This is a genomic window from Cyanobium sp. Maggiore-St4-Cus (assembly GCF_024345615.1).
Taxonomy (GTDB): domain Bacteria; phylum Cyanobacteriota; class Cyanobacteriia; order PCC-6307; family Cyanobiaceae; genus Cyanobium_A; species Cyanobium_A usitatum.
The window spans coordinates 1-22,095 of the sequence record NZ_JAGQBL010000010.1 but is presented as its reverse complement, the minus strand read 5'-3'; the positions used below and the strand labels follow the sequence as shown (position 1 = coordinate 22,095).

At 62.9% G+C, this 22,095-nt stretch carries 22 protein-coding genes and 1 pseudogene; 15 read left to right on the top strand and 8 right to left on the bottom strand.

What is annotated here, in order from left to right:
• Positions 1–57 precede the first annotated feature (57 nt).
• The 9 genes from KBY99_RS10230 to KBY99_RS10190 all read left to right on the top strand — a co-directional run bounded on the left by KBY99_RS10230 (position 58) and on the right by KBY99_RS10190 (position 8,856).
• Entirely contained in the window at positions 58–1,800 is a 1,743-nt protein-coding gene (locus KBY99_RS10230; RefSeq protein ID WP_254998942.1) for a phosphodiester glycosidase family protein, read from the top strand.
• Between the two features lie 37 nt (positions 1,801–1,837).
• The gene (locus tag KBY99_RS10225; protein ID WP_254998941.1) at positions 1,838–2,194 is read left to right on the top strand and encodes an AIR synthase; all 357 of its coding nucleotides are present in this window, start codon (positions 1,838–1,840) and stop codon (positions 2,192–2,194) included.
• Positions 2,195–2,259: 65 nt separating this feature from the next.
• Positions 2,260–2,634, top strand: coding sequence for a 30S ribosomal protein S12 (rpsL, locus tag KBY99_RS10220; RefSeq protein WP_106632417.1), 375 nt, complete (start codon positions 2,260–2,262; stop codon positions 2,632–2,634).
• A gap of 106 nt (positions 2,635–2,740) precedes the next feature.
• Positions 2,741–3,211, top strand: coding sequence for a 30S ribosomal protein S7 (gene rpsG / locus KBY99_RS10215; protein ID WP_106632418.1), 471 nt, complete (start codon positions 2,741–2,743; stop codon positions 3,209–3,211).
• A gap of 98 nt (positions 3,212–3,309) precedes the next feature.
• Positions 3,310–5,385 (top strand): elongation factor G, encoded by a 2,076-nt coding sequence (gene fusA, locus KBY99_RS10210; protein WP_254941762.1) that lies wholly within the window; start codon positions 3,310–3,312, stop codon positions 5,383–5,385.
• A 42-nt stretch (positions 5,386–5,427) separates the two neighbouring features.
• Positions 5,428–6,657, top strand: coding sequence for an elongation factor Tu (gene tuf / locus KBY99_RS10205; RefSeq protein WP_106632420.1), 1,230 nt, complete (start codon positions 5,428–5,430; stop codon positions 6,655–6,657).
• Positions 6,658–6,781: 124 nt separating this feature from the next.
• A complete protein-coding gene (rpsJ, locus tag KBY99_RS10200; protein WP_006910513.1) occupies positions 6,782–7,102 on the top strand; it encodes a 30S ribosomal protein S10 in 321 nt (106 codons plus the stop codon).
• Between the two features lie 114 nt (positions 7,103–7,216).
• Positions 7,217–7,864, top strand: coding sequence for an LON peptidase substrate-binding domain-containing protein (locus tag KBY99_RS10195; protein ID WP_106632421.1), 648 nt, complete (start codon positions 7,217–7,219; stop codon positions 7,862–7,864).
• A gap of 8 nt (positions 7,865–7,872) precedes the next feature.
• Complete coding sequence (locus KBY99_RS10190; protein ID WP_254998940.1) at positions 7,873–8,856, top strand: methyltransferase domain-containing protein; 984 nt, start codon at positions 7,873–7,875, stop codon at positions 8,854–8,856.
• Between the two features lie 7 nt (positions 8,857–8,863).
• Here the strand turns inward: KBY99_RS10190 and pheA are convergent, their stop codons facing one another.
• Positions 8,864–9,691 (bottom strand): prephenate dehydratase, encoded by an 828-nt coding sequence (pheA, locus tag KBY99_RS10185; protein WP_254941760.1) that lies wholly within the window; start codon positions 9,689–9,691, stop codon positions 8,864–8,866.
• Positions 9,692–9,760: 69 nt separating this feature from the next.
• Between pheA and KBY99_RS10180 the strand changes: the two genes are divergently transcribed.
• Positions 9,761–10,273 (top strand): DUF1997 domain-containing protein, encoded by a 513-nt coding sequence (locus KBY99_RS10180; protein WP_254941759.1) that lies wholly within the window; start codon positions 9,761–9,763, stop codon positions 10,271–10,273.
• On the opposite strand, the gene KBY99_RS10175 is transcribed toward KBY99_RS10180, so the two are convergent.
• Both KBY99_RS10175 and KBY99_RS10170 read right to left on the bottom strand, forming a co-directional pair.
• Entirely contained in the window at positions 10,239–10,880 is a 642-nt protein-coding gene (locus KBY99_RS10175) for a ribonuclease HII (protein ID WP_254998939.1), read from the bottom strand. The genes KBY99_RS10180 and KBY99_RS10175 overlap by 35 nt on opposite strands.
• Positions 10,881–12,962, bottom strand: coding sequence for an Rne/Rng family ribonuclease (locus KBY99_RS10170; protein ID WP_254998938.1), 2,082 nt, complete (start codon positions 12,960–12,962; stop codon positions 10,881–10,883).
• A gap of 59 nt (positions 12,963–13,021) precedes the next feature.
• On the opposite strand from KBY99_RS10170, the gene KBY99_RS10165 reads away from it, so the two are divergent.
• The gene (locus tag KBY99_RS10165) at positions 13,022–13,174 is read left to right on the top strand and encodes a hypothetical protein (RefSeq protein WP_254998937.1); all 153 of its coding nucleotides are present in this window, start codon (positions 13,022–13,024) and stop codon (positions 13,172–13,174) included.
• Between the two features lie 179 nt (positions 13,175–13,353).
• On the opposite strand, the gene KBY99_RS10160 is transcribed toward KBY99_RS10165, so the two are convergent.
• The 3 genes from KBY99_RS10160 to KBY99_RS10150 are packed head-to-tail and all read right to left on the bottom strand — an operon-like array spanning position 13,354 to position 16,703.
• Complete coding sequence (locus tag KBY99_RS10160) at positions 13,354–16,005, bottom strand: TIGR03960 family B12-binding radical SAM protein (protein WP_254998935.1); 2,652 nt, start codon at positions 16,003–16,005, stop codon at positions 13,354–13,356.
• 45 nt (positions 16,006–16,050) lie between these two features.
• Positions 16,051–16,455, bottom strand: coding sequence for a type II toxin-antitoxin system VapC family toxin (locus tag KBY99_RS10155; protein ID WP_254931882.1), 405 nt, complete (start codon positions 16,453–16,455; stop codon positions 16,051–16,053).
• Positions 16,452–16,703 carry an AbrB/MazE/SpoVT family DNA-binding domain-containing protein gene (locus KBY99_RS10150; protein ID WP_161956154.1) on the bottom strand — a complete coding sequence of 84 codons (252 nt, stop codon included), beginning with the start codon at positions 16,701–16,703 and terminating at the stop codon, positions 16,452–16,454. Before KBY99_RS10150 ends, KBY99_RS10155 begins: the two co-directional genes overlap by 4 nt.
• 101 nt (positions 16,704–16,804) lie before the next feature.
• Here KBY99_RS10150 and KBY99_RS10145 point away from each other — a divergent pair, with 101 nt between their 5' ends.
• Genes KBY99_RS10145 through KBY99_RS10135 form a run of 3 tightly spaced genes read left to right on the top strand, consistent with a single transcriptional unit; the run spans position 16,805 to position 19,241 of the window.
• Positions 16,805–18,031: an LL-diaminopimelate aminotransferase gene (locus tag KBY99_RS10145; protein WP_254998934.1), complete on the top strand. Its 1,227-nt coding sequence runs from the start codon at positions 16,805–16,807 to the stop codon at positions 18,029–18,031.
• A gap of 26 nt (positions 18,032–18,057) precedes the next feature.
• Complete coding sequence (gene clpS / locus KBY99_RS10140) at positions 18,058–18,387, top strand: ATP-dependent Clp protease adapter ClpS (RefSeq protein ID WP_396093912.1); 330 nt, start codon at positions 18,058–18,060, stop codon at positions 18,385–18,387.
• On the top strand, positions 18,387–19,241 hold the full coding sequence (locus tag KBY99_RS10135; protein ID WP_254998933.1) for a CPBP family intramembrane glutamic endopeptidase: 855 nt from the start codon (positions 18,387–18,389) through the stop codon (positions 19,239–19,241). The genes clpS and KBY99_RS10135 overlap by 1 nt, the downstream gene beginning before the upstream one ends.
• On the opposite strand, the gene KBY99_RS10130 is transcribed toward KBY99_RS10135, so the two are convergent.
• Positions 19,225–20,805 (bottom strand): photosystem II high light acclimation radical SAM protein, encoded by a 1,581-nt coding sequence (locus KBY99_RS10130; protein ID WP_409996559.1) that lies wholly within the window; start codon positions 20,803–20,805, stop codon positions 19,225–19,227. The genes KBY99_RS10135 and KBY99_RS10130 overlap by 17 nt on opposite strands.
• Positions 20,802–21,818 carry a 7,8-didemethyl-8-hydroxy-5-deazariboflavin synthase subunit CofG gene (gene cofG, locus KBY99_RS10125; RefSeq protein WP_254998931.1) on the bottom strand — a complete coding sequence of 339 codons (1,017 nt, stop codon included), beginning with the start codon at positions 21,816–21,818 and terminating at the stop codon, positions 20,802–20,804. Before cofG ends, KBY99_RS10130 begins: the two co-directional genes overlap by 4 nt.
• Positions 21,819–21,974: 156 nt before the next feature.
• Here cofG and KBY99_RS10120 point away from each other — a divergent pair.
• Positions 21,975–22,095 (top strand): annotated as a pseudogene (locus KBY99_RS10120) (photosystem II q(b) protein); the annotation flags it as partial.

Here is a 22,095-nt window from a genome sequence, read left to right as displayed (position 1 = left end):
ATGGCGCCCAAACCCTTAAAGAGGGCTAGCTTTCATTGCTTTCGGCCAGGCTGGCCCATGGCCTCTACTGCATTCCTGGCTGGCTGGCTCCTGGTTCTGTGCCTGCCAGGGGTTGGCCAGGCCATGCCGATTACGCCGCCACCGCCGCCGCCTCTTGTTCCAATCGGTGCGGCCGCCGCAACTGAGCGCCAGGGCAGCAGTATCCGCATTAACGGCCGGCTCCAGAGCGCCCGCTGGCTCTGGGTTAGGGGCTTGGGCGACACGCCCCAACAACTTTGGATCCCCCTAGAGGTGCTCGAGAACCAGCTCGGAGTCACCAGCCGCAGCCGCAGCGATGGCGCTCTGGAGCTGGAGTGGTTTGGCCAGCAACTCAAGGTGCCCGCCAGCGCCCAGCGCAGCCTCGAAGACGAAGTAGCGGTAGACGTGAGCAGCCTGTTTGGCCGCATAGGCGTGGGCCTACGCCAGGAGGGCAGCCGGCTCAGCCTGGAGCTGGCCAGACCCCAGCTGCTCCAGGTGCGCAGCTCAAACCCCGGCCCCGTCAAGCGCATCGTGCTCGACCTGGGCGGCCCGGCGGCCATTGGCAGAGACGACGCCGGACTGGTGGTCGACCTGCTCAGCAGCAGTGACCAACAGACCCTGCTGCTGAGCCTGGGCCTCCAGGCCCAGCAGGACAGCGCTGGGCTGAGGCTCAAACCCTCCGCAGCCAAATTCACGCGGGTATTCAGCCTGGGCGAACCCAACCGGGTGGTGATCGAGTGGCCGGATCAGGGGGCCGCTAGCCGCACTGACAGTCCAGCCCCGATCGATCCGCGCCTGCAGGCCCTACTTGGCAAAGAACTTCAGTGGGATCGCCTGGTGCGCCAGGGGGTGCGCATCAATGCGATCCGCATTGATCCACTTAAGGCCTCACTGCAGCTGCGGCCCCTGGCCAGACCGGGAGGCATGGAGGGCCTCAGCTCCCTGGTGCAGCTCGCCAACCAGCAGCAGGCCTGGGTAGCGATCAATGGGGGTTACTTCAACCGGGTAAGGCGCCTGCCCTTGGGGGCTCTAAAACAAGACGGCCGCTGGCTTTCCGGGCCAATTTTGAACCGGGGAGTCGCCGCCTGGGACGGGCGAACCATGCCCCGCTTTGGCCGGCTACAGCTTTCAGAGTGGGTTGTGGGCCCCGGAGCTCTGCGTCTACCGGTCGCCGTTGTCAACAGTGGCTACGTGCAGCGAGGTATCAGCCGCTATACCGCCGACTGGGGGCCCAACTACCGAGCCCTGAGTGGCTCTGAGACTGGCTTGTTAATCCAAGGGGGCCTGGTGCGAAAGCAGCTTGGCCCCTCCGAATTGGATGCGGGTGTGGCGCTACGGGGCGATGACCTGCTGCTGGTGGGAAGGGGCGGAGCGGAGCTGCCCTGGGGCTTAGACGATCGGCTCCAGATCGAAAGCCGCCCCAGCAGCAACCTCGGCCTCGCAACACACGTGATTGGCGGGGGGCCATTGCTGTTGCAGGCAGGCCGCATCGTGCTCAATGGCGCCGCCGAAAACTTCAGTTCCGCCTTCCTCAGCCAAGGAGCACCCCGCACCGTGCTGGCCAGAGACGACCGCCAGATTTGGCTGATCACCCTGGAGGGGATCCAGGACAGCGGCCCCTCCCTGGGGGAAACCGCCGCGGTGCTGCAACAGCTAGGCCTGCAAGATGCCCTAAATCTCGATGGCGGCAGCTCCACCGGGCTGGTGCTGGGGGGTTCCCTGCAGGTGAAAGGTCGGGGTGTGGCCGGATCAGTTCACAACGGTGTCGGCCTAGTGCCGTGAGAAGGCTGCCAAAATTAGTTCAGATATGCAGACCCCCATGGCCAAGGCGCACAGCCTGCGCGTGACCGCCGCCGCCGCCGCCGAGCTGGGCCGCCACGCGGCTGTGGCGGGCACCCCCGGGATGATGCATCTGGATTTAGTTGATGGGCGCTGTGAGCGCTGGGCGATTCGATTGCGCCCCGGCCACCTGGCGGGCACGCCGATTGCCCGCGCCGATGGCATCACCCTTTATGCGCCAGCAGAGCAACTGAACCTGCTGAGCGGCCTGAGCCTGGACTACCGGGGTGACATCAGCGGCGGCGGCTTTTTGGTACGTCCAGGCGAAGGCACGGTGAGTTGCGCCTGCGGCACTGCATTCAGCCGCTTAGGAGGAGGGCGACAGGCGACCCAGTAAGGTGACGGATTGTCGAAATCGGTCGGACGTCCGACCAATATTCTCCGACCAGACCCCGGTCCTCGATGCCCACCATTCAGCAGCTAATCCGTACTGAGCGCCAGAGTCTTTCCCGGAAGACCAAGTCGCCCGCCCTGCGCGCTTGCCCCGAGCGCCGCGGTGTGTGCACACGCGTGTACACCTCCACCCCCAAGAAGCCGAATTCGGCCCTGCGCAAGGTCGCTCGGGTGCGTCTCACCTCTGGCTTTGAGGTGACCGCCTACATCCCCGGCATTGGGCACAACCTTCAGGAGCACTCTGTGGTTCTGATCCGGGGTGGACGCGTCAAGGATCTGCCTGGCGTCCGCTATCACATCATCCGCGGCACCTTGGACACCGCGGGCGTCAAGGACCGTCGCCAGTCCCGTTCCAAGTACGGCGCCAAGACGCCAAAGAGCTGAAACCGCCTTGCTCAGCGTGACCATCCGCTGAGCAGCAACTTCAGTAAAGGGCGTCACCGATGCCCGCTCCATTCCCTTCCCCTAGTTCTCCCCGCTACGGTCGACCATGTCTCGCCGCAATGCCGCCGAGAAGCGCCCAGTGCTTCCCGACCCCCAATTCAACAGCCGCCTGGCCTCCATGATCGTGGCCCGGCTCATGAAGCACGGCAAAAAATCCACGGCGCAGCGCATCCTTTCGGATGCCTTCTCCCTGATCAACGACCGCACCGGTACTGATCCACTGGAGCTCTTTGAGACAGCTGTACGCAATGCAACCCCTTTGGTTGAGGTTCGTGCCCGCCGGGTTGGCGGCGCCACTTACCAAGTGCCGATGGAAGTTCGCCAGGAGCGCGGTACAGCCATGGCTCTGCGCTGGCTGGTGAATTTCTCCCGCGCCCGCAACGGTCGCAGCATGGCCCAGAAATTGGCTGGTGAGCTAATGGATGCAGCCAACGAAGCCGGTAGCGCGGTTCGCAAGCGGGAAGAGACCCACAAGATGGCTGAAGCAAACAAGGCTTTCGCCCACTACCGCTACTGATCCTGCCTGAACTGCTGAAGCCCAGGGCGACTTCAGCCTCAACAGACCCGTCTGTAGAGTTACGCCCACGTTTTGTTGACCTTTCGGAGACCTCCCCCGTGGCCCGCGCCTTTCCACTGGAACGCGTTAGAAATATTGGTATTGCCGCCCACATCGATGCGGGCAAGACCACGACAACCGAACGGATTCTGTTCTATTCAGGCGTCGTCCACAAGATGGGCGAGGTGCACGACGGTGCGGCGGTCACCGACTGGATGGATCAGGAGCGTGAGCGTGGTATCACGATCACCGCAGCTGCCATTTCCACCACCTGGAAAGACAACCGCATCAACATCATCGACACCCCCGGGCACGTCGACTTCACCATCGAGGTGGAACGTTCGATGCGGGTCCTGGACGGCGTGGTCGCTGTCTTCTGCGCCGTTGGTGGCGTACAGCCCCAGTCAGAGACCGTCTGGCGTCAGGCTGACCGCTACAACGTGCCTCGGATCGTCTTCGTCAACAAGATGGACCGGACCGGTGCCGACTTCCTGAAGGTCTACGACCAAATCAAGGATCGGCTCAAAGCCAATGCCGCGCCGATCCAGCTGCCGATCGGAGCCGAGGGCGATCTGAAGGGAATTATTGACCTTGTGCGCAACAAGGCGATTATTTACACCAATGATCTCGGCACTGACATCATTGAAGGTGAAATCCCTGAAGACATGATTGAAGAGGCCAAAAAGTGGCGCCTCAAGTTGATGGAAACGGTCGCCGAGTCCGACGAAGATTTAATCGATCCCTTCCTGGAAAATGGCGAGCTCACCGAAGAGCAGTTGATCAAAGGCATCCGCAAGGCCACCATCCATCATGGCTTAGTGCCAATTGTTTGTGGCTCAGCATTTAAAAATAAGGGCGTCCAGCTGGTGCTAGACGCAGTGGTTGACTACCTACCAGCACCAGTTGATCTACCTCCCATCACTGGCCTACTGGCTGATGGCAGCGAGGCAACCCGCCCTTGCGACGACAGCGCACCCTTCAGCGCCTTGGCCTTCAAAGTAATGGCTGACCCCTACGGCAAGCTTACTTTTGTACGCATCTACTCCGGGGTACTCAACAAAGGCAGCTATGTACTCAACTCCACCAAAGATAAGAAGGAGCGCATTTCTCGCTTGATCCTCCTCAAAGCCATTGACCGTGAAGAGGTCGATGAGCTGCGTGCCGGTGATCTTGGGGCAGTCCTAGGCCTTAAGGACACCACCACGGGAGACACGCTTTGCGTCGATTCAGACCCGATCATTCTGGAATCGCTGTTCATCCCCGAGCCCGTGATCTCGGTGGCTGTTGAGCCAAAAACCAAGGGTGACATGGAGAAGCTTTCCAAAGCTCTTCAGTCACTTGCAGAAGAAGACCCCACTTTCCGGGTCTCCACCGATCCTGAAACCAGCCAGACAGTTATTGCTGGCATGGGAGAACTCCACCTTGAAATCCTGGTGGATCGGATGCTGCGCGAGTTCAAGGTTGAAGCGAACATCGGCGCTCCCCAAGTGTCGTATCGCGAAACCATTCGCAGCAGCTCCAAGGGTGAAGGCAAATTTGCCCGTCAGACCGGTGGCAAAGGTCAATACGGTCACGTAGTGATCGAAATGGAGCCCGGCGAACCAGGCACAGGATTCGAATTCGTCAACAAAATTATTGGCGGTATCGTTCCCAAGGAGTACATCGGTCCCGCAGAAGCCGGCATGAAGGAGACCTGCCAATCCGGTGTGATTGCTGGTTTCCCCATGATCGATGTCAGGGCAACCATGGTTGACGGCTCTTACCACGACGTCGACTCCTCGGAGATGGCGTTTAAAATCGCCGGATCCATGGCCTTCAAAGACGCAGTCAAGAAGTGCAACCCCGTACTTCTTGAGCCAATGATGAAGGTGGAAGTCGAGATCCCCGAGGATTTCCTTGGGTCGGTTATCGGCGACCTCTCATCCCGTCGAGGCCAGGTCGAAGGACAGTCCATTGACAATGGTCAGTCCAAGGTCCAAACAAAAGTGCCCCTGGCCGAAATGTTCGGCTACGCCACCCAGCTCCGATCCATGACCCAGGGTCGGGGTATTTTCTCGATGGAGTTCAGCCATTACGAGGAAGTTCCTCGCAATGTGGCTGAGGCCATCATCTCCAAGAATCAGGGCAATTCCTGATCTCTCCTCTACCCAACTAACCCCCCCCGATTCTTTCTACTCATGGCACGCGAGAAGTTCGAAAGGAACAAACCCCACGTCAACATTGGCACAATCGGCCACGTTGACCACGGCAAAACCACCCTCACGGCTGCCATCACCAACGTGTTGGCGTCCCAGGGCATGGCCAAGGCCCAGGCCTACGACGAGATCGATGGTGCTCCTGAGGAGAAAGAGCGGGGCATCACTATCAACACGGCGCACGTCGAGTACGAGACCACAAATCGTCACTACGCTCACGTGGACTGCCCCGGCCACGCTGACTACGTCAAGAACATGATCACCGGTGCCGCCCAGATGGACGGCGCGATCCTGGTAGTAGCCGCGACCGACGGGCCGATGGCCCAGACCAAGGAACACATCCTCCTTGCCAAACAGGTCGGCGTTCCCGCCCTAGTCGTGTTCCTCAACAAGAAGGACATGGTCGACGACGAGGAAATCCTGGAGCTTGTCGAACTGGAAATGCGCGAGCTGCTCAGCAGCTACGACTTCCCTGGCGATGACATCCCCGTGGTGGCAGGTTCAGCCCTGAAGGCCCTCGAATTTATCCAAGCTGGCAACAAGGCCGAGCGTGGTGCCAACGAGTGGGTTGACAAGATTCTGGACCTAATGGACGCCGTCGACGAGTCGATTCCCGAGCCCGAGCGCGAAGTCGACAAGCCCTTCCTGATGGCAATCGAGGACGTTTTCTCGATCACCGGTCGTGGCACCGTGGCAACTGGCCGTATCGAACGCGGCAAGGTCAAGGTTGGCGAAACCGTTCAAATCGTCGGCATCCGCGACACCCGCGAGACCACTGTCACCGGCGTGGAAATGTTCCGCAAGCTGCTCGAAGAGGGTTTGGCTGGCGACAACTGTGGACTACTGCTGCGCGGCATCCAGAAAGAGGACATCGAGCGCGGCATGGTGCTGGTGAAGCCCAACTCCATCAAGCCCCACACCAAATTCGAAGGTGAGGTCTATGTGCTGAAGAAGGAAGAAGGCGGCCGCCACACCCCCTTCTTTGCTGGCTATCGCCCTCAGTTCTACATCCGTACAACTGACGTGACCGGCCAGATCACGGCCTTCACCTCTGACGACGGCGCCAACGTCGAAATGGTGATGCCCGGTGACCGCATCAAGATGACCGGCGAGCTGATCTGCCCCGTTGCCATTGAGCAAGGCATGCGCTTCGCCATCCGCGAAGGCGGCCGCACCATCGGTGCAGGCGTGGTTTCCAAGATCATCGCCTGATCATGAGGTAGGTTTTTGGGGTGGGACCTCTATGGGTCTCCACCCCACCTGCCGCTCCTCGACAATCCAGCTCCACCAGCCACCCGGGCGTTCCGCCCAGGAGCTTCCTGACGCCTGATCTGACATGTCCACAGCCATTGCCCAGCAGAAGATCCGCATTCGCCTCAAGGCGTTTGATCGCCGGATGCTTGATCTCTCCTGCGAAAAAATCATCGAAACTGCCGACCACACCGCCGCAACGGCGATCGGCCCCATTCCGCTCCCAACCAAGCGCAAGATCTACTGCGTGCTGCGCTCGCCCCACGTCGACAAAGACTCCCGTGAGCACTTCGAAACCCGCACCCATCGGCGCATCATCGATATCTACAGCCCTTCGGCAAAGACCATCGATGCACTGATGAAGCTTGACCTGCCCAGCGGCGTTGATATTGAAGTCAAGCTCTGAGCCCAATCTCGGGTAATCCTGCCTACCCGGTCGCTGACTGCATCCGGCCCCTGTCACGCCAACGCGTGGCAGGGGCATTTTTTCTAGTATGCACTTGCACCTCCTGTTAAAGCCATGGGCGAGCTGGCCGTAAGGGAGCTGCCGCTGTTTCCCTTGCCCGACGTGGTGCTCTTCCCCCAGGAAGTACTGCCACTTCATATTTTTGAGCCCCGCTACCGGATGCTGCTGCGCACCGTGATGGCCGGAGACCAGCGCTTCGGAGTTGTGCGTTGGGACCCCCAAAACCAGACCATGGCCGATGTGGGCTGCTGTGCCGAGATCCTGCACTGCCAGACCCAGGACGACGACCACAGCAACATTGTGACCATGGGGCAACAGCGTTTTCGCGTACTCGACATCGTGCGTGAGGCGCCCTTTCGGGTGGGAATGGTGAGCTGGATTGAGGATGAACCCGAGACAAGCCATGCGGAGCTGGCTGCGTTAGCGGGCGATGTTGGCCAGGCCCTGCGAGATGTGGTGGAACTCACCGGCAAGCTGATTGGCAAACCGGCCAGCCTGCCCAACGACCTGCCCGACCTACCCAGGGAGCTGTCGTTCTGGATCGGAGCCCACCTAGGTGGCCCGGTGGCCGACCACCAGCAGGCCCTGCTGGAGATCACTGACACCAGCGAGCGCCTGCGCCAGGAATACGAACTGCTGGACCAGACCAGGAGGCAGTTGGCGGCACGCACCGTGCTCAAAGACACCTTCCAGCCCCAATAACTCCTGCCATGACCGTCCTGAGCTGGCCCCTGGCCGCCACCATCGGGGCCGGAGCCCTTGGCGGCCTTGCCGTCGCCCTATCAGCGCGCCTCTGGTTGAAACGCCAGCGGCGTTATGAATCATCTGCAAGCGTGGCAGACGCCTACGACCGCTGGACCAATGACCAGCTGCTGGAGCGGCTCTGGGGGGACCATATCCACCTGGGCTACTACCGCCAAACTGCTAGCGGCAGTTCGCGCCACCAGGATTTCCGAGTTGCCAAAGAAACCTTCGTCCATGAACTGGCGCGCTGGAGCGGCCTCGACCAACTGCCCCGCGGCTCCACCGTGCTGGATGTGGGCTGCGGCATTGGCGGCAGCGCCCGCATCCTGGCGAGGGACTATGGACTGAACGTCCTGGGTATCAGCATCAGCCCGGCCCAGATCGCCCGGGCCACAGCCCTAACTCCAGCCGGCCTCAGCTGCCGCTTTGCGGTGATGGATGCCCTGACCCTGGAAATTGCCGACGCCAGCGTTGATGCCGTCTGGAGTGTGGAGGCCTGTCCCCATATGCCCGACAAGCAGCGCTACGCCGATGAGTTGTTGCGGGTGCTCAAACCTGGCGGCCTGCTGGCTGTAGCTGACTGGAACCGGCGCGATCCGGCCGATGGCGCCATGGATCTGCGAGAGCGCTGGGTGATGCGTCAGTTGCTTGAACAGTGGGCCCACCCTGAATTCGCCAGTATCCGCGGACTGCAAAAGCACCTCGAGCAAAGTCAGCAGGCTGGTGGCATGACAATCGAAACCGGTGACTGGACCAGCGCCACCCTGCCCTCCTGGATCGAATCGATCTTTGAGGGCGTACGCCGGCCAGGCGCCATCCTGGGCCTGGGTCCCGCCGCAGTTTTGCAAGGCCTGCGCGAAACCCCCACGATCCTGCTGATGCGTTGGGCCTTCGCCACTGGACTGATGCAATTTGGCGTCTTTCGCGGTCGCAAGCCCAGCCAGCCTTAAACGACTCCTAAGCGAGGTTGGTGACTGGGTAGGCCCCAAATAGGGCTAGGTGCTCGCAAAGGGGCGTTAGCTCAGCAAGGGCTGCCTCCAGAGGGGTCGATCCATCGGGAAGCTCCAGATCAACGAAAAAAATGTACTCACCCATCTCCCGCTTTGAAGGGCGCGACTCGATTCGGCCCATGTTGAGCCCGCGCTGGGCAAAGCAGCCCAGGGCTTCGAGCAGGGCCCCTGGCTGGTTGGAGTGCAGGGAGAAGGCGAGGCTTGCCATCGGGCCCTGCGAGGAGCGGGGTCCCCGCCGCAGCAACAGGAAGCGGGTGCAGTTGCCCACCACATCATTGATCGGGTAGGCCAGCTCCAGCAGGCCATGCTCCGTGCCGGCCTGCTGGGAGGCGATCGCCGCGCGGAAGCGGCTGCCCGCCACCATGCGGGCCGCCTCCGCCGTGGAGCTGGTGGGCAACTGCAGGGCCTGGGGCAGGTGTTCCGACAGCCACTGGCTGCACTGGGCCAGGGCCTGGGGATGGGACAACACCTCACTCACGCCCGTAATCGGGCCGCTGCCAAGCAGGGCATGGCGGATCGGCAGCACCAGGGCCCGCGCGACGCTGAGATCCGGATGCTCCCAGAGCGCGTCCAGGCAGGCCGTCACCCCCCCCTCCACTGAATTCTCAACGGGCACCACTGCCGCATCACAGGTGCCATGGGCTAGGGCCTGAACAACGGCCCGGATACCTAGCTGAGGCACCAATTCAGGGTTGGCGACGCCTTCCAACTCGGCCAGTTGCCGGGTTGCCTGCTCGCCGTAGGTGCCGGCCGGCCCGAGGAAGGCAAAACGCATCGTTTCCGAAACCGAGGAGAGGCCATCGAGTGGTGACCGATAGGATCATGCCGCGCCGGCCCGCAGGCCATGCCCCTGGCCTTCAGCGCCAGTCAGCAACTGCAACTTGACGTAAGCCACCAGCCCGAACGGCTGGCCGCCTACTTGAGCGATCAGGATCGGGTGGTCAAAGCCCTGCTGGATCCCGACCAGCTCGAGCCCCTCGGCCCAGGTCGCTATCGCTACGCGGTGACCCATCTGCAGGTATTTCAACTGCAGATTCAGCCAGTGGTGGATCTGCGCATCCATCTGGCCCAAGACCGGCTGGTGCTGGAAGCCACCGAGTGTGAACTGGAGGGTTTGGGGCTAGTGGATGATTTCCAGCTCACCCTGGGATCCTGGTTGGCAGCGGGTGCCAACGGGCTGGAAGGGGAAGCCAGCTTGGCCGTGACGGTGAGCCAGCCCTCGCTGCTCAAACTGATTCCCGCCAAGGTGCTGGAGGCCACCGGCCGCTCTCTGCTGGCAGGCATCCTGCTGGGCATCAAGGGCCGGGTGGGGCAGCAGCTACTCAGCGACTATCGCCTCTGGTGCCAGGAGCACTGAGCTCCAGCCGCCCCAAAAAACTATGACGATGCAGCGGCGTTGTGCCGAGGTTTTGGAGGGCGGCGCGATGCAAGGCCGTGCCGTAACCAGCATGACGCTCCAGCCCATAGCCCGGATAGCGCTCCGCCAGGGCGGTGATCAAGGCGTCCCGGGCCTGCTTGGCCAGCACGCTGGCGGCCGCAATCGCCAGGCAGTGGCTATCGCCTCGCACCATTGTGCGCTGGTCGCCGTACCAGCCCCGCAGGGGCAGCACCCCATCCACCAGCAGCAGCTCAAACGGACACGACAGTTTTTGCAGGGCGCGGACCATGGCCAGCTCTGTTGCTAGCCGGATGCCCCCGCGATCGATTTCTGCCGCCGAGGCCTGGCCGAGGGCCCAGGAAGCCGACAGGCGCTGGATAACGGGCACCAGGGCCGCTCGTCGCCGGGCGGTGAGCTTTTTGCTGTCGGTGAGCCCCAGACCCGCCAAGGGTGCTAATGATGCGGCCGGCAGCACTACCGCAGCGGCAAAAACAGGGCCGAACAGACAGCCACGACCGACCTCATCAACGCCGGCGCACTCGCCCGGATCCCGGCCCTGCCAGGGATCCGGCTCCGGCGGGCCCACTCAGCTTGAGGCCGAGGAGCGCCGGCGGCGGCGACGTGGTTCGCCTGACTCATCAAGCTCCGGCTCAGCAACTGCCAACGCGGTTTGAGATTGGGGGGTGTCAGCTTGGGGGGTGACGGCTTGGGAGGTTGTGGTCTGGGAGGCTTGGGTTTTCGCTCCAGGGGTTTTGGCGGCAGAACTGCGGGTGCGACCGCGGCGAGCTGGAATCTCGACTTCAGGAGGAGCGATGCTGGCAGTGGTCGGCACCGACACCGTGACCACTGTCTCGGGCTCGCTGAGCTCTGGCAGGGGCGTAATTTCCACCGGGGCCGGCATAACCAGAGCCTCTACGCCTGAGGCCGGCATCTCTCCAGCGCCGTACTGACCGTCAGCGGCGGCCCCATTACCGCCGCGACCACCTCGTCCGCGGCGACGACGGGAACCAGCAACTGCCAGCTGCTGCCTGGCTTGCTCCAGCACTTCTTCCGCCTCCATGCCGGGGCGAACCACCCTGACCACGACGTTGTCGTTGCTGGGGGGCTGCTCGAGCAGCAGGGCTGGATTGAGGCCCATCCAACCAAACACCAATTCCTGGTCCGCATCCATCGGCACGGCCACCAGCTCCTGATCAAAGCGGCGGGGGGCCGGCTCCATGCTGGCGCCACTGCCTGAGACAGGTGCCTCGATCGGGACGATCTCGACACCATCAGCGGCCTGCGTGCCCGGCGCATCGAGGAACTCACTGCCATTACGCCCGCCTCGCCCACCTCGGCGGCGGCGACCGGTAGCGGCCTCGGGGATGCCGGGGCTGAGCACCTCAGCGCGAGCCGATGCGGCGGAGCGCACCAGGCCGGTGAGGGTTGCCAGGGGCTGAAGCGTGTCTTTGCCTGGCAGCACGGCCACATGACCCAAGCCCCCACAGCTGGGACAGGCTCGTCCAAACAGTTCGTAGATGTTCTGCCCCTGGCGCTTGCGGGTTAGCTCCACTAGGCCGAGCTCGGTGAGCTGGGCTATCTGGGGACGGGCGGCATCGTCGCGAACCGCCTGGGTGAAATGTTCGAGCAGCTGCAGCTGATCACGACGGGACTCCATATCAATGAAGTCGATGATCACGACGCCACCGATGTTGCGCAGCTTCAGCTGGCGGCCGATCTCCACCGCCGCTTCGCAGTTGGTCCAGAGCACCGTCTCGCGAGAGTTGGCCGAGCGGGTGAAGGAGCCGGAGTTGACATCAATGACCGTGAGAGCCTCGGTGGGCTCGATAATCACGTAGCCGCCGGAAGGCAGATCAACTCGCGGCTTCAAGGCATCGCGAATGGCGGCATTGACCTTGAAGTGCTCAAGGATCTCCGCCGATTCGGTGTGGGCTTCCACCAGCACAGTGGTGTGATCAGAGCCCAGAAAGGCATTGGCCCGGGCAACCGCTTCCGGGGTATCAACCACCACCCGCACTAGATCTGGGCTGTAGAGATCGCGCAGCACGCGATGCACAAAGTCTTCGTCGCGATTGAGCAGCACCGGTGGGCTGGCGGTTTCGGCGGCAGTTTGGATGCCCTCCCACTGGCGCAGCAGGGCTTCAAGGTCGTCGATTAGCAGCTCTTCGCTAACAGCTTCTGCCTCGGTGCGGATTAGCAGGCCGGCACCTGGTGGCTTGATCAGCACACCGAGGGCCCGCAGCCGGTTGCGCTCGTTCTCACCGTTGATGCGACGGGAGATGTTCACTCCCTGGCCGTGGGGCTGCAGCACCAAAAACCGCCCTGGCAAGGCGAGGTTGCCGGTGAGGCGGGGGCCCTTGGTACCGGTGGGCTCCTTCATCACCTGCACCAACACTTTCTGGCGCGGCTCCAGTAGCTCGGTAATGCCGGCAGCTCCCTTGCGCAGCCGCAAGGGGCCCAGATCAGTGACGTGAATAAAGCCGTTCTTTTCGCTTTCGCCGATATTTACAAAAGCGGCGTCGATGCCAGGCAACACATTTTCAACGGTGCCTAAATAGACGTCTCCGATCTGATAGCGGCCTTGGGCCACAACCAATTCATCAACACGTTCGTCGTTGAGAACTGCGGCGATTCGCAGTTGCTCGGCTATGACGATCTGCTGGGGCATGGGGAATGGGATGGGCCCGACGGGCCCGGCCAGGGATAAGACGATGGATATGGGCGGACTTGAAGGCTGAAACCTGGTTCAAGCCCTACGGGGCCAGGCCAGAAAAACATCAACAAGCCAAAAAACATGGACTATTAGAAGCCCAAAAAATGATCGGAACGCCGGTAAATCCGGTCGCTCTGGCGGCAATACTGCAAAAAATGCTGTTCTGAATCTTTCGCGCATCGAGTGCCGCGAAACAGCTTTCAAGAATCGAGCTTCCTGAAAGCGGTGGGGCGAAGACTGGGACAGAGGTGTCCTGGGGCGGTTAAACCAGCGAACCTGGCTACCGGCAACCCCTGAGACTCGATCAGTTAACCGAGTTCAGCGGGCTATTCACCTTGTTAGAAAATTAGCACGGCTTAAGCACCAAGTCCTTCCGCCGCAAGTCACTCAGGGAGAGGGATTGACCGAGCCGTTCAGCGAGCCAGTGCTGCACCTGCTCAGGGCGAAGACTGCGGCCAGCAGCATCGATCGCAGCCCAAAGGGTGCACAGCAAGGAACCATCCGACTGCGGCTCCGCCCATTGCAAATCGAGCAGAAACGGCCGGCAATCTCGGCTGCGGGGGCGACCCTTTTTATCTGTGTCGTTCCACATCAGCGTCTCGGCGGCGAGCAGGCTGGCGCGGGCCTGCTGCCACTGCTCCGAGGTAGGCGGCGCCCCGGCTTGGGGCTGCAAAACAAACTGCCAATGGGCTGAGGCCAGCTCTTGGGAAAGGCTGACGCCAAACACCTCAACCCGAATAGCCGAGAGCAGCTGAAAGCCAGGTGGAAGCTCAGGCTGCAACCGAGAGCGCACCAGGCCTGGATCCACCTGTTCGGTGAACTCCAAATCCAGCCACTCGCCGCTGCCCTCTACCCCTAATGGCAGCGGCAGGGCTAGCTGCAGGCGAGGCAGAGGATGGAAGCCACCGGTGAAACTCACCGGCAAGCCGGAGCGGCGCAAGGCCCGCTCCAGCATCCGCAAGGTGTCTAGATGGCTAATCAAAGCCAGGGAGCCAGTTTTGGCAAAGCCAATGCGGAGCCGGTCGACCCGGTCGCTGGCAGGGGCCCGCTGGGGAAGAGCCGCCGGAATGGCAGGCGGCGGAATCACCACGTTGTGGCCAAGCTCCGGGCCGCACACGCCACAGCTGCTGCAGCCCTCAAAGGAGCAATCGGGCACCACCGTGGCGGCCAGGGCGCGCTGCAGATCCTCGGCCAGCCAGCGCTTATCTAGGCCGGAATCGATGTGGTCCCAGGGCAGGCTCTGGCGGCAGAAGGCCTCCAAATCCGCAGTATCCATCGCCTCAACCGCGCTCCAGGCGCCTAGCTCCAGCTGGCGGTAGCGGCCGCCCAGACCCGCTGCCTCGATCGCACCGGTCCAGGCGGCGTAGCTGCGCTCGGCCGACTCAAACCAGGCATCCAATCCCGCCCCGGCCCGCCAGGCCGCCTCAATCACCGCAGAGAGGCGACGGTCGCCGCGGCCAACAAAGTCTTCCACCGCGGAAAGGCGCACATCACTGAAATTAGTTTTGAGGCCCCGCAACTGGCGCAGGGCCCGGCGCAACAGCTCCTGACGCCGCCGAAATTCATCGGTGCTGACGCTGTGCCACTGGAATGGCGTGTGGGGCTTGGGCGTGAAATTACTGATCGTGAGGTTGAGCTCCAGCCGGCCGAGATCGGAGCACTGCCCTTGCAGGGCCTGGCAGGTATCGGCGATGCCGAGCACGTCGGCGTCAGTTTCACCCGGCAGACCGATCATGAAATAGAGCTTCAACTTGCGATAGCCGTTCTCCATCGCCGTACGAACGCCGGCCAGCAGCTCTGCGTCGGTGAGCCCCTTATTGACGATGTCGCGCAGACGCTGGCTGCCAGCCTCCGGCGCAAAGGTGAGGCCTGCCTTGCGGGTACCGCCCAGGATGTGGGCGATGTTTTGATCAAAACGATCCACTCGCTGGCTAGGCAGGGTGAGGCTGACGTTTTTGTCAGCCAGGCGATTGCGCAGCTCCACCCCCACCGCAGGCAGAGCCAGATAATCCGAGCAGCTCAGCGAAAGCAGCGAGAAATCGCTGTAGCCGGTGCGGCCCATGCCCTCCTCAACGGCTTCGATGACCGCTTCTGGCTCCACATCGCGGGCAGGGCGAGTCAGCATCCCCGGCTGACAGAAGCGGCAACCGCGGGTGCAGCCGCGGCGAATTTCCACCGTGAGCCTGTCGTGCACGGTTTCGATATGGGGCACCAACCCCATGGCGTAGTGGGGCATCGGCGTTGCCGTTCGCCGCTGAACCCGAGCAGGAACGCCTGGTTCGAGCGGCTCGATACTCACCCCATCGACGCCGGGGCCATATAACGAGGGCACGTATACGCCAGGCACCTGAGCCAGATCGCGCAGCAGCTGCCGGCGCGTATGGCCGGCTGCGCGAGCCTCAGCCACCACCAGGCCGATCTCAGGCAGCAGCTCCTCGCCATCTCCGAGGGCCACGAAGTCGAAAAAGGCAGCAAAGGGCTCCGGGTTGCTGGTGGCGGTGGGGCCGCCGGCAAAGATCAGCGGTGGCGCATCCGGGTGAGCCAGGGGCAGGTCGCCCCGCTCAGCAGCCCGAATCGGGATGCCGGCCAGCTCCAGCATCTCGAGGATGTTGGTGCCGCCCAGCTCGTAGCTGAGCGAGAAGCCCAGGATGTCGAAGGCGGCTAGGGGGCGCCGGCTCTCCACTGCAAAGAGGGGGGCACCGCGCTCGCGCAGGCGTGCCGCCAGATCAGGAGCAGGCAGGTAGCTGCGGTCGCACAGCTGGCCGGGAACGGCGTTGAGGATTGAATAGAGAATGATGTGGCCGCTGTTGCTTGCCCCCACCTCGTAGACCTCGGGGTAGGTGAGCGCCCAACGCACCCCTACTTCCTTCCAATCGGCCTCCCAGTCGCGCGGCTTCACCCCCAGCTCATTGCCCAGGTAGCGGGCGGGCTTGCTGATGCCCAGATCAACCAGAGCGTCGAAGTCGACCGGCGCATCAGCCGAGGTGGCAACGGTCACGGGCACGGCGGCTGGAAGCTGAGTTGATCGTATGCAGCACCGGGCTCAGAGCTGCTGCACCGCCGGCGTGAGCGCCAGCTCGCCAGCCTTGCGCACCAAAGCTCTATCGAAGCTGACCAGAGCCGCGCAGCCCTCACTGCGCAGCAGATGCAGGGCATCGGCGAAATCCAGGCCCTTGGCATAGGCCTCGAGGGCCTGCAACACCTGCTCCTCCTGCTCCAGATGCAGTTGGCGGATCGCGTTCAAGCCTCGGAAGGCCCGAATGATCGCCTCCCGGGGCAATTGATAAGCGCCGCGCAGGACCCATTCCAGCTCCAGCACCACGGTGATCGGCACGAAACAGGCTGAGCTGTCGTCGATCAGATCGGCCACGCGGCGGGCCTGCTCAGGGTCGTCATTGGTGAGTAGGCGCACCAGCAGGTTGGTGTCAAGGGCCACCGGCAAGGTCATGGCGTTCCCTTGGAGACATAGAGCGCCGGGTCCATGCGCTCAAGCGGCACAGGCTCACCCTCATAGTGAGCCGCACCAATCAGTGCATGAGCACTGGCCGCATTGGCCGCCCCCTGGGGGGCCAGATGCAGGCCATCGGGCTCAAGGTTCAGGGCCAGGCGATCGCCGGCGCGTAGCCCGAGCAACTGGCGCAGCCGGGCTGGAATCACCAGCTGGCCCTTGGAGGAAAGGGTGAGCAGAGCATCCATCCGAGCATCCACAGGCCTGCTTACCAGCGTAAGCCAAATCTGCCGCATAGGACAATCGCCCCATCACTCACCGGGCCCGGCGGCGGCCCACCCCGCGCACCATGGCTCAGGTCAACGGCAATTATCTCAAGCTCAAGGCGGGCTACCTCTTCCCTGAGATCGGACGGCGGGTGAAGGCCTTCAGTGAGGCCAATCCCGAGGCGCCGATCATCCGCCTAGGCATCGGCGATGTAACCGAGCCGCTCCCTGAGGCCTGCCGCACCGCCATGAAGGGCGCCATCGACGAGATGGGCACCCGTGAGGGCTTCCATGGCTACGGCCCTGAGCAGGGCTACCTATGGCTGCGGGAAAAAATCGCCGCCAGCGATTTCCAGGCCCGCGGCTGCCAGGTGAGCGCCGAGGAGATCTTCGTCTCCGACGGCTCGAAATGCGACAGCAGCAACATCCTCGACATCCTCGGCGAGGGCAACCGCATCGCCGTGACAGACCCGGTTTACCCGGTTTATGTGGACAGCAATGTGATGGCAGGGCGCACCGGCGACGCAGACGCTGTTGGGCGCTACGGCGGCCTCACCTACCTGCCGATCACCGCAGCCAACGGCTTCACCGCCGAGATCCCCACTGAAAAGGTGGATCTGATTTACCTGTGCTTTCCCAATAACCCCACTGGCGCTGTGGCCACCAAGGCGCAGCTGCAGGCCTGGGTCGATTACGCCCGCGCCAACGATGCCCTGATCCTTTTTGACGCCGCCTACGAGGCCTTCATCCAGGACCCCGAACTACCCCACTCGATCTACGAGATCGAAGGCGGCCGCGAGTGCGCCATTGAGTTTCGCTCCTTTTCCAAGAACGCCGGCTTCACCGGCACCCGCTGCGCTCTCACCGTGGTGCCCCGCGGCCTGATGGGCACTGCCGCCAATGGCGAACGGGTGGAGCTTTGGGCCCTGTGGAACAGGCGGCAGTGCACCAAATTCAACGGCGTCAGCTACATCGTGCAGCGCGGCGCCGAGGCGGTGTATTCGGTCGAGGGGCAGGCCCAAGTGCAGGCTCTGGTTGCCTTTTACATGCAAAACGCGGCGATCATCCGCCGCGAGCTCACGGCCGCCGGTATCCAGGTGTATGGGGGCGAGCAGGCCCCCTACGTGTGGCTGAAAACCCCCGAAAACATGGATTCCTGGGGCTTCTTCGACCACCTGCTCGGCAAAGCCCACGTAGTGGGCACCCCCGGCAGCGGCTTCGGCGCCGCGGGAGAGGGCTACTTCCGCCTTTCGGCCTTCAACAGCCGGGAGAACGTGCAGGAAGCCATGGGGCGCATCCGGGCCCTTTAATAGGGCGAAACGTCATGTCTGTTGCCATGACTCCTATGCCAATCGCCACCCAGAGTCCCAGCCGCGAGAGCGGCGGGGCAGCCGTGATGGAGAAGGCCCCGGAGCGGGTGCGCAAGCCATCGCCCCGCTACAAGGTGCTGCTGCACAACGATCCCGTCAACTCGATGGAATACGTGGTGACCACCCTGCGCCAAGTGGTGCCCTCGCTCAGCGAGCAGGACGCGATTGCCGTAATGCTGGAGGCCCACAACACCGGCGTAGGACTGGTGATCGTCTGCGATCTAGAGCCCGCTGAGTTTTATTGCGAAACCCTTAAGGGCAAGGGCCTGAGCAGCAGCCTCGAGCCCGAAAGCTGATGGAGCCGCCTGCTGCGGCAGCTAACGCGGCAGGGCGACCGCACTGGTGGGGCACCTTGTTGTACGTGCCCTTGCTCTACCTAATGGGTTGGCTGGTGGCCCGGCCTCTTGCCCTCCTAGCCCCCAACTGGCGCTCCGACCAGGTGGATCTGGCGGGTCTGGTAGTGGCCCTGATTTTGTTGCTTACCAGCCTGCCTTTGAGGCTGAGGCGGGTTTGGCAGGAGCCCAATCCCTGGCTGCGCCTGGGATTGGCTGTGCCAGGTGCCCTTGCCCTACGCAGCGGCGTGCGGGGGCTGCTGAAGGCACTGCTATTACTCGCCCTAGTTGCCTCGGGCTTAGTGATCGCAGGCCAAGCCCAATGGCTTGGGGAGCTCAATGGAGCCCTGCTGCTCAACGGCCTGCTGCTGCTGGCGGGGGTGGGATTTGCCGAAGAGCTGCTATTTCGCGGCTGGCTATGGGGCGAACTGGAGCTCCAGCTGGGGGCACGCCGGGCGCTGGTGGTGCAGGCGCTGATCTTTGCCCTGCTGCACCCCTGGTATCGGGCCCCTGGGCTCGAGGCCTTGGGGCTGCTGGGGGGCCTAATTCTGTTGGGTCTAGTGCTGGCTCTGCAGCGGCGAGCCGACTCAGGCTCCCTATGGGGAGCAATAGGCCTGCATGGCGGCCTGGTGGGGGGTTGGTTTCTAGTGCAGAAGGGCCTGCTGCAGATTTCCCCAGCAGCGCCTGGCTGGCTGGTGGGTCCCGGTGGCGCCGACATCAACCCGATCGGCGGACTGATTGGCTGGATAGGCCTAGGCGCCCTGCTCTGGATTCGCCGCCGCTGGTGGAGCAAAGACGGGTCTAGCGGGTCGCCGTAGCCAGGGCTTTGCGCCCCTCCACTGGGGCATGTAGGGCCTCTTCCAGTGGGGCGAGGCCGTAATCACGCTCAAGCAGGTCCATCACGGTGCGGCCGAAATCACCGGGGTTGCGCTCGAAGGCCTCGAGGCAGATGCGGCCGAAGGTGCTGCCCATCGGCTCAGGGTTCCAGAGCAGCTGGCGAGCAGTCCAAGGCAGCATGCTCATCGGGTTGTAGCCAGGCTTGATCAGGCCCTGATCAAAGCCGTATTGCTCCAGGTGGGTGTGGGGCTGCAGGCCGATGAAAAAGATCGCCGGCTCCACCTTGTCGGCCCCGAAGATGCGCTCCAGCTCGCGGTGATAGGCCACGGTCTGGCGGATCGTCTCTGGCCGCTCGTCGATCACGTTGAACGAATAATTCACCGACACGTGCTCGCGGAAGCCGGCCCGAGCCAGCAGGCGGCAGTTCTCGAGCACCGTGCGCAGGTTGTAGCCCATGCGCATCTTGCGCACGAGCTCCTGGGAGCCCGAGGTGATACCGATTTCGAAGTAATCCATGCCGGTGGCCACCATCAGCTCAGCCAGCTCGGCGTCGAGGTTGTCGGCGCGTATATAGGCGGCCCAGCGGATATCGCTCCAACCCTGGGCCTGAATCGCCCGCAACAACTGCTTGGCGTCGTCGATGTAGCGCCGGGCCGGGATGAACTGGGCATCGGTGAACCAAAAACCTCTCACGCCCTTGGCATAGAGCTGGCCCATCTCAGCGATCACCTCCTCCACAGGATTGACGCGCACCGCCTTGCCCTCCACCACGGTGTAAACGCAGTAGCAGCAGTTGTGGGGGCAGCCGCGCTTGGTCTGGACGCCCACGTAGAAGTCACCGCCGTCGAGATACCAGTCGAGCTGGGGCCAAATCTCGGCGATGTAGGCGTAGTTGCAGGCGCTTTTATCCATGCCCGCCGGCTGTTCGTGGATCAGCCCGGGCCGGGGTGCCTCACCCGCCAAAAAGCAGCGCTCCGCAGCCAAGGATTCACCGCGGATCAGCTTCTCCAGCAGGGGCTCCCCTTCTCCCACCGACACCACGGTGCCCTTGGGCAGCTTGCGGCCCAGCTGCTCATAAAACACACTCACCGCACCCCCTCCCAGCACAGCGGTTGCCTTGGGCTCGAAGCGGCGGGCCCGGCGCAGGCCGCGGCGCACCAGCCGCAAATTGCGCCATAGCTCACCGTAGAAGGAAGCCATCAACCCCAGGCCACCCAAGGCACCGCGCAGGCGCCGCAGCGGATTGCGTGCATAAAACACCTCAAAAGAGTTCTGCAGGGGATTGCCGCCACGCCCATCCACGGGCGCATAAATCTGGATGTCGCGCCAGGAGAACACCAGCAGGGTGGGCCTAAACGCCTCAACTGCCCGCAGCAGCACTTGCTCCACATCAAGGAGGGGCACTGCCGCCAGATCAAGAATCTGCTGAGGCAGGTGCGGGAACTGCTTATGCAGGTGATCAGCCAGGTAGATCGGGCCGATTGGAAAAATTGGATTGCAGGGAAGCCGCACCAGCAGCACCCGTTGGTCGCTCGCGGCGCTCACGGCCATGGACTTCTGAGTCCGGAAGATTTGGACGCTAACAACCTTGATTCGGCGCGGAGAGCCTGGCGCCGCATAGCCAGCGGCAAACAGCGGCGCCAGGCTTGATGCACACACAGCCGAGGAGTCAGCTCATAGCCAGCCTGGGCAAGCACTTCTGCCAACTGACTTGGCGTGGGCTGGGGATAGGCGCGGTTGATCACGTCACTGCTATCGATGCCGCCAAGATCATCGATACCCGCCGCCAGGGCAGCAGGTAGCTCTTGCAAGGGCCAAAGATTTGGTGGCAACTGCAGGTGCACTTGCGGCGGCAGGATTGTCCGGGCTGCGGCAATGGTGCCAAGCAGGTCGGCCTGCTCAGTGGCATTGAGCAACAGAGCAGAAGTGGCATCGGGGCGGAAGGGCTGGAGGATCACCTCCTGCAAGTGACCCCAGCGGCGCTGCAGCTGGGCCAGCAACTCCAGGGCCGCGAGCCTGTCGGCCTCGGACTCCCCCACGCCCAGCAACAGCCCCGTGGTGAAGGGGATCCCTAAACGACCAGCCTGCTCCAACTGGCCGAGTCGCACCGCCAAGCTCTTGCTCGGAGACTGGCGATGCAAGGCGTCGTAGGCCGGGCCGAGCCCTTCCAGCATCAGCCCCATGGAGCCATTAAGTCGGCCCAGGGCGGCCATTTCAGCTATCGAGAGGGGGCCCGCGTTTGTGTGCGGCAGCCGGCCCTCTATCCAGGCCAGACGACTAAGAGCCAGCAGACGACTGAACCAGGCGCGGCGCTGGGGGGAGCCGGGCGGCACCTCGCCGCTTAGCAACAGCACCTCCGCAGCCCAAGGGCGCCGCCTCAATGCCGCTTGCGCTTGGCCATCACTGAGCCCATCAGCTAAGGGATCTAGGCCATCTGGGGGGCGCCGAAAGCTGCAATAACCGCAGTTGTTGAAACAGAAGCGGATGGGTACGAGGGTGACGCTGGGGCTCCAGGTGATCCGCCGCACCCCAACATAAGCAGCGCTTATAGGATCCATCAGCAGGGCTTTGGCGCCTCCCGGCCAGCCTTCTCACTAATCCCGCAATCTTCCGTTACAGTCCTGTTACGCAATGTTCTTGCGCTCGACGGGATTCCGTCTGGTGGCTTGCCACCTTCCATACCCGTTCCTCTGGAACACCCTCTTCTCGTTCTCATGACAACCACTATTCAGCAGCGCCAAGGCGCTTCTGCGTGGAACCAGTTTTGCGACTGGGTCACCTCCACCAACAACCGCCTCTATGTGGGCTGGTTCGGTGTGCTGATGATCCCCTGCC

What these genes read in the sequence shown, in the direction of transcription:
- rpsG (WP_106632418.1), top strand. Translation starts at nt 2,741, where the DNA reads ATGTCTCGCCGCAATGCCGCCGAGAAGCGCCCAGTGCTTCCCGACCCC.
- tuf (WP_106632420.1), top strand. Translation starts at nt 5,428, where the DNA reads ATGGCACGCGAGAAGTTCGAAAGGAACAAACCCCACGTCAACATTGGC.
- KBY99_RS10225 (WP_254998941.1), top strand. Translation starts at nt 1,838, where the DNA reads ATGGCCAAGGCGCACAGCCTGCGCGTGACCGCCGCCGCCGCCGCCGAG.
- KBY99_RS10155 (WP_254931882.1), bottom strand. Translation starts at nt 16,455, where the DNA reads ATGACCTTGCCGGTGGCCCTTGACACCAACCTGCTGGTGCGCCTACTC.
- KBY99_RS10135 (WP_254998933.1), top strand. Translation starts at nt 18,387, where the DNA reads ATGGAGCCGCCTGCTGCGGCAGCTAACGCGGCAGGGCGACCGCACTGG.
- cofG (WP_254998931.1), bottom strand. Translation starts at nt 21,818, where the DNA reads ATGGATCCTATAAGCGCTGCTTATGTTGGGGTGCGGCGGATCACCTGG.
- KBY99_RS10145 (WP_254998934.1), top strand. Translation starts at nt 16,805, where the DNA reads ATGGCTCAGGTCAACGGCAATTATCTCAAGCTCAAGGCGGGCTACCTC.
- KBY99_RS10230 (WP_254998942.1), top strand. Translation starts at nt 58, where the DNA reads ATGGCCTCTACTGCATTCCTGGCTGGCTGGCTCCTGGTTCTGTGCCTG.
- pheA (WP_254941760.1), bottom strand. Translation starts at nt 9,691, where the DNA reads ATGCGTTTTGCCTTCCTCGGGCCGGCCGGCACCTACGGCGAGCAGGCA.
- rpsJ (WP_006910513.1), top strand. Translation starts at nt 6,782, where the DNA reads ATGTCCACAGCCATTGCCCAGCAGAAGATCCGCATTCGCCTCAAGGCG.
- KBY99_RS10195 (WP_106632421.1), top strand. Translation starts at nt 7,217, where the DNA reads ATGGGCGAGCTGGCCGTAAGGGAGCTGCCGCTGTTTCCCTTGCCCGAC.
- KBY99_RS10190 (WP_254998940.1), top strand. Translation starts at nt 7,873, where the DNA reads ATGACCGTCCTGAGCTGGCCCCTGGCCGCCACCATCGGGGCCGGAGCC.
- clpS (WP_396093912.1), top strand. Translation starts at nt 18,058, where the DNA reads ATGACTCCTATGCCAATCGCCACCCAGAGTCCCAGCCGCGAGAGCGGC.
- KBY99_RS10170 (WP_254998938.1), bottom strand. Translation starts at nt 12,962, where the DNA reads ATGCCCCAGCAGATCGTCATAGCCGAGCAACTGCGAATCGCCGCAGTT.
- rpsL (WP_106632417.1), top strand. Translation starts at nt 2,260, where the DNA reads ATGCCCACCATTCAGCAGCTAATCCGTACTGAGCGCCAGAGTCTTTCC.
- KBY99_RS10180 (WP_254941759.1), top strand. Translation starts at nt 9,761, where the DNA reads ATGCCCCTGGCCTTCAGCGCCAGTCAGCAACTGCAACTTGACGTAAGC.
- KBY99_RS10150 (WP_161956154.1), bottom strand. Translation starts at nt 16,703, where the DNA reads ATGGATGCTCTGCTCACCCTTTCCTCCAAGGGCCAGCTGGTGATTCCA.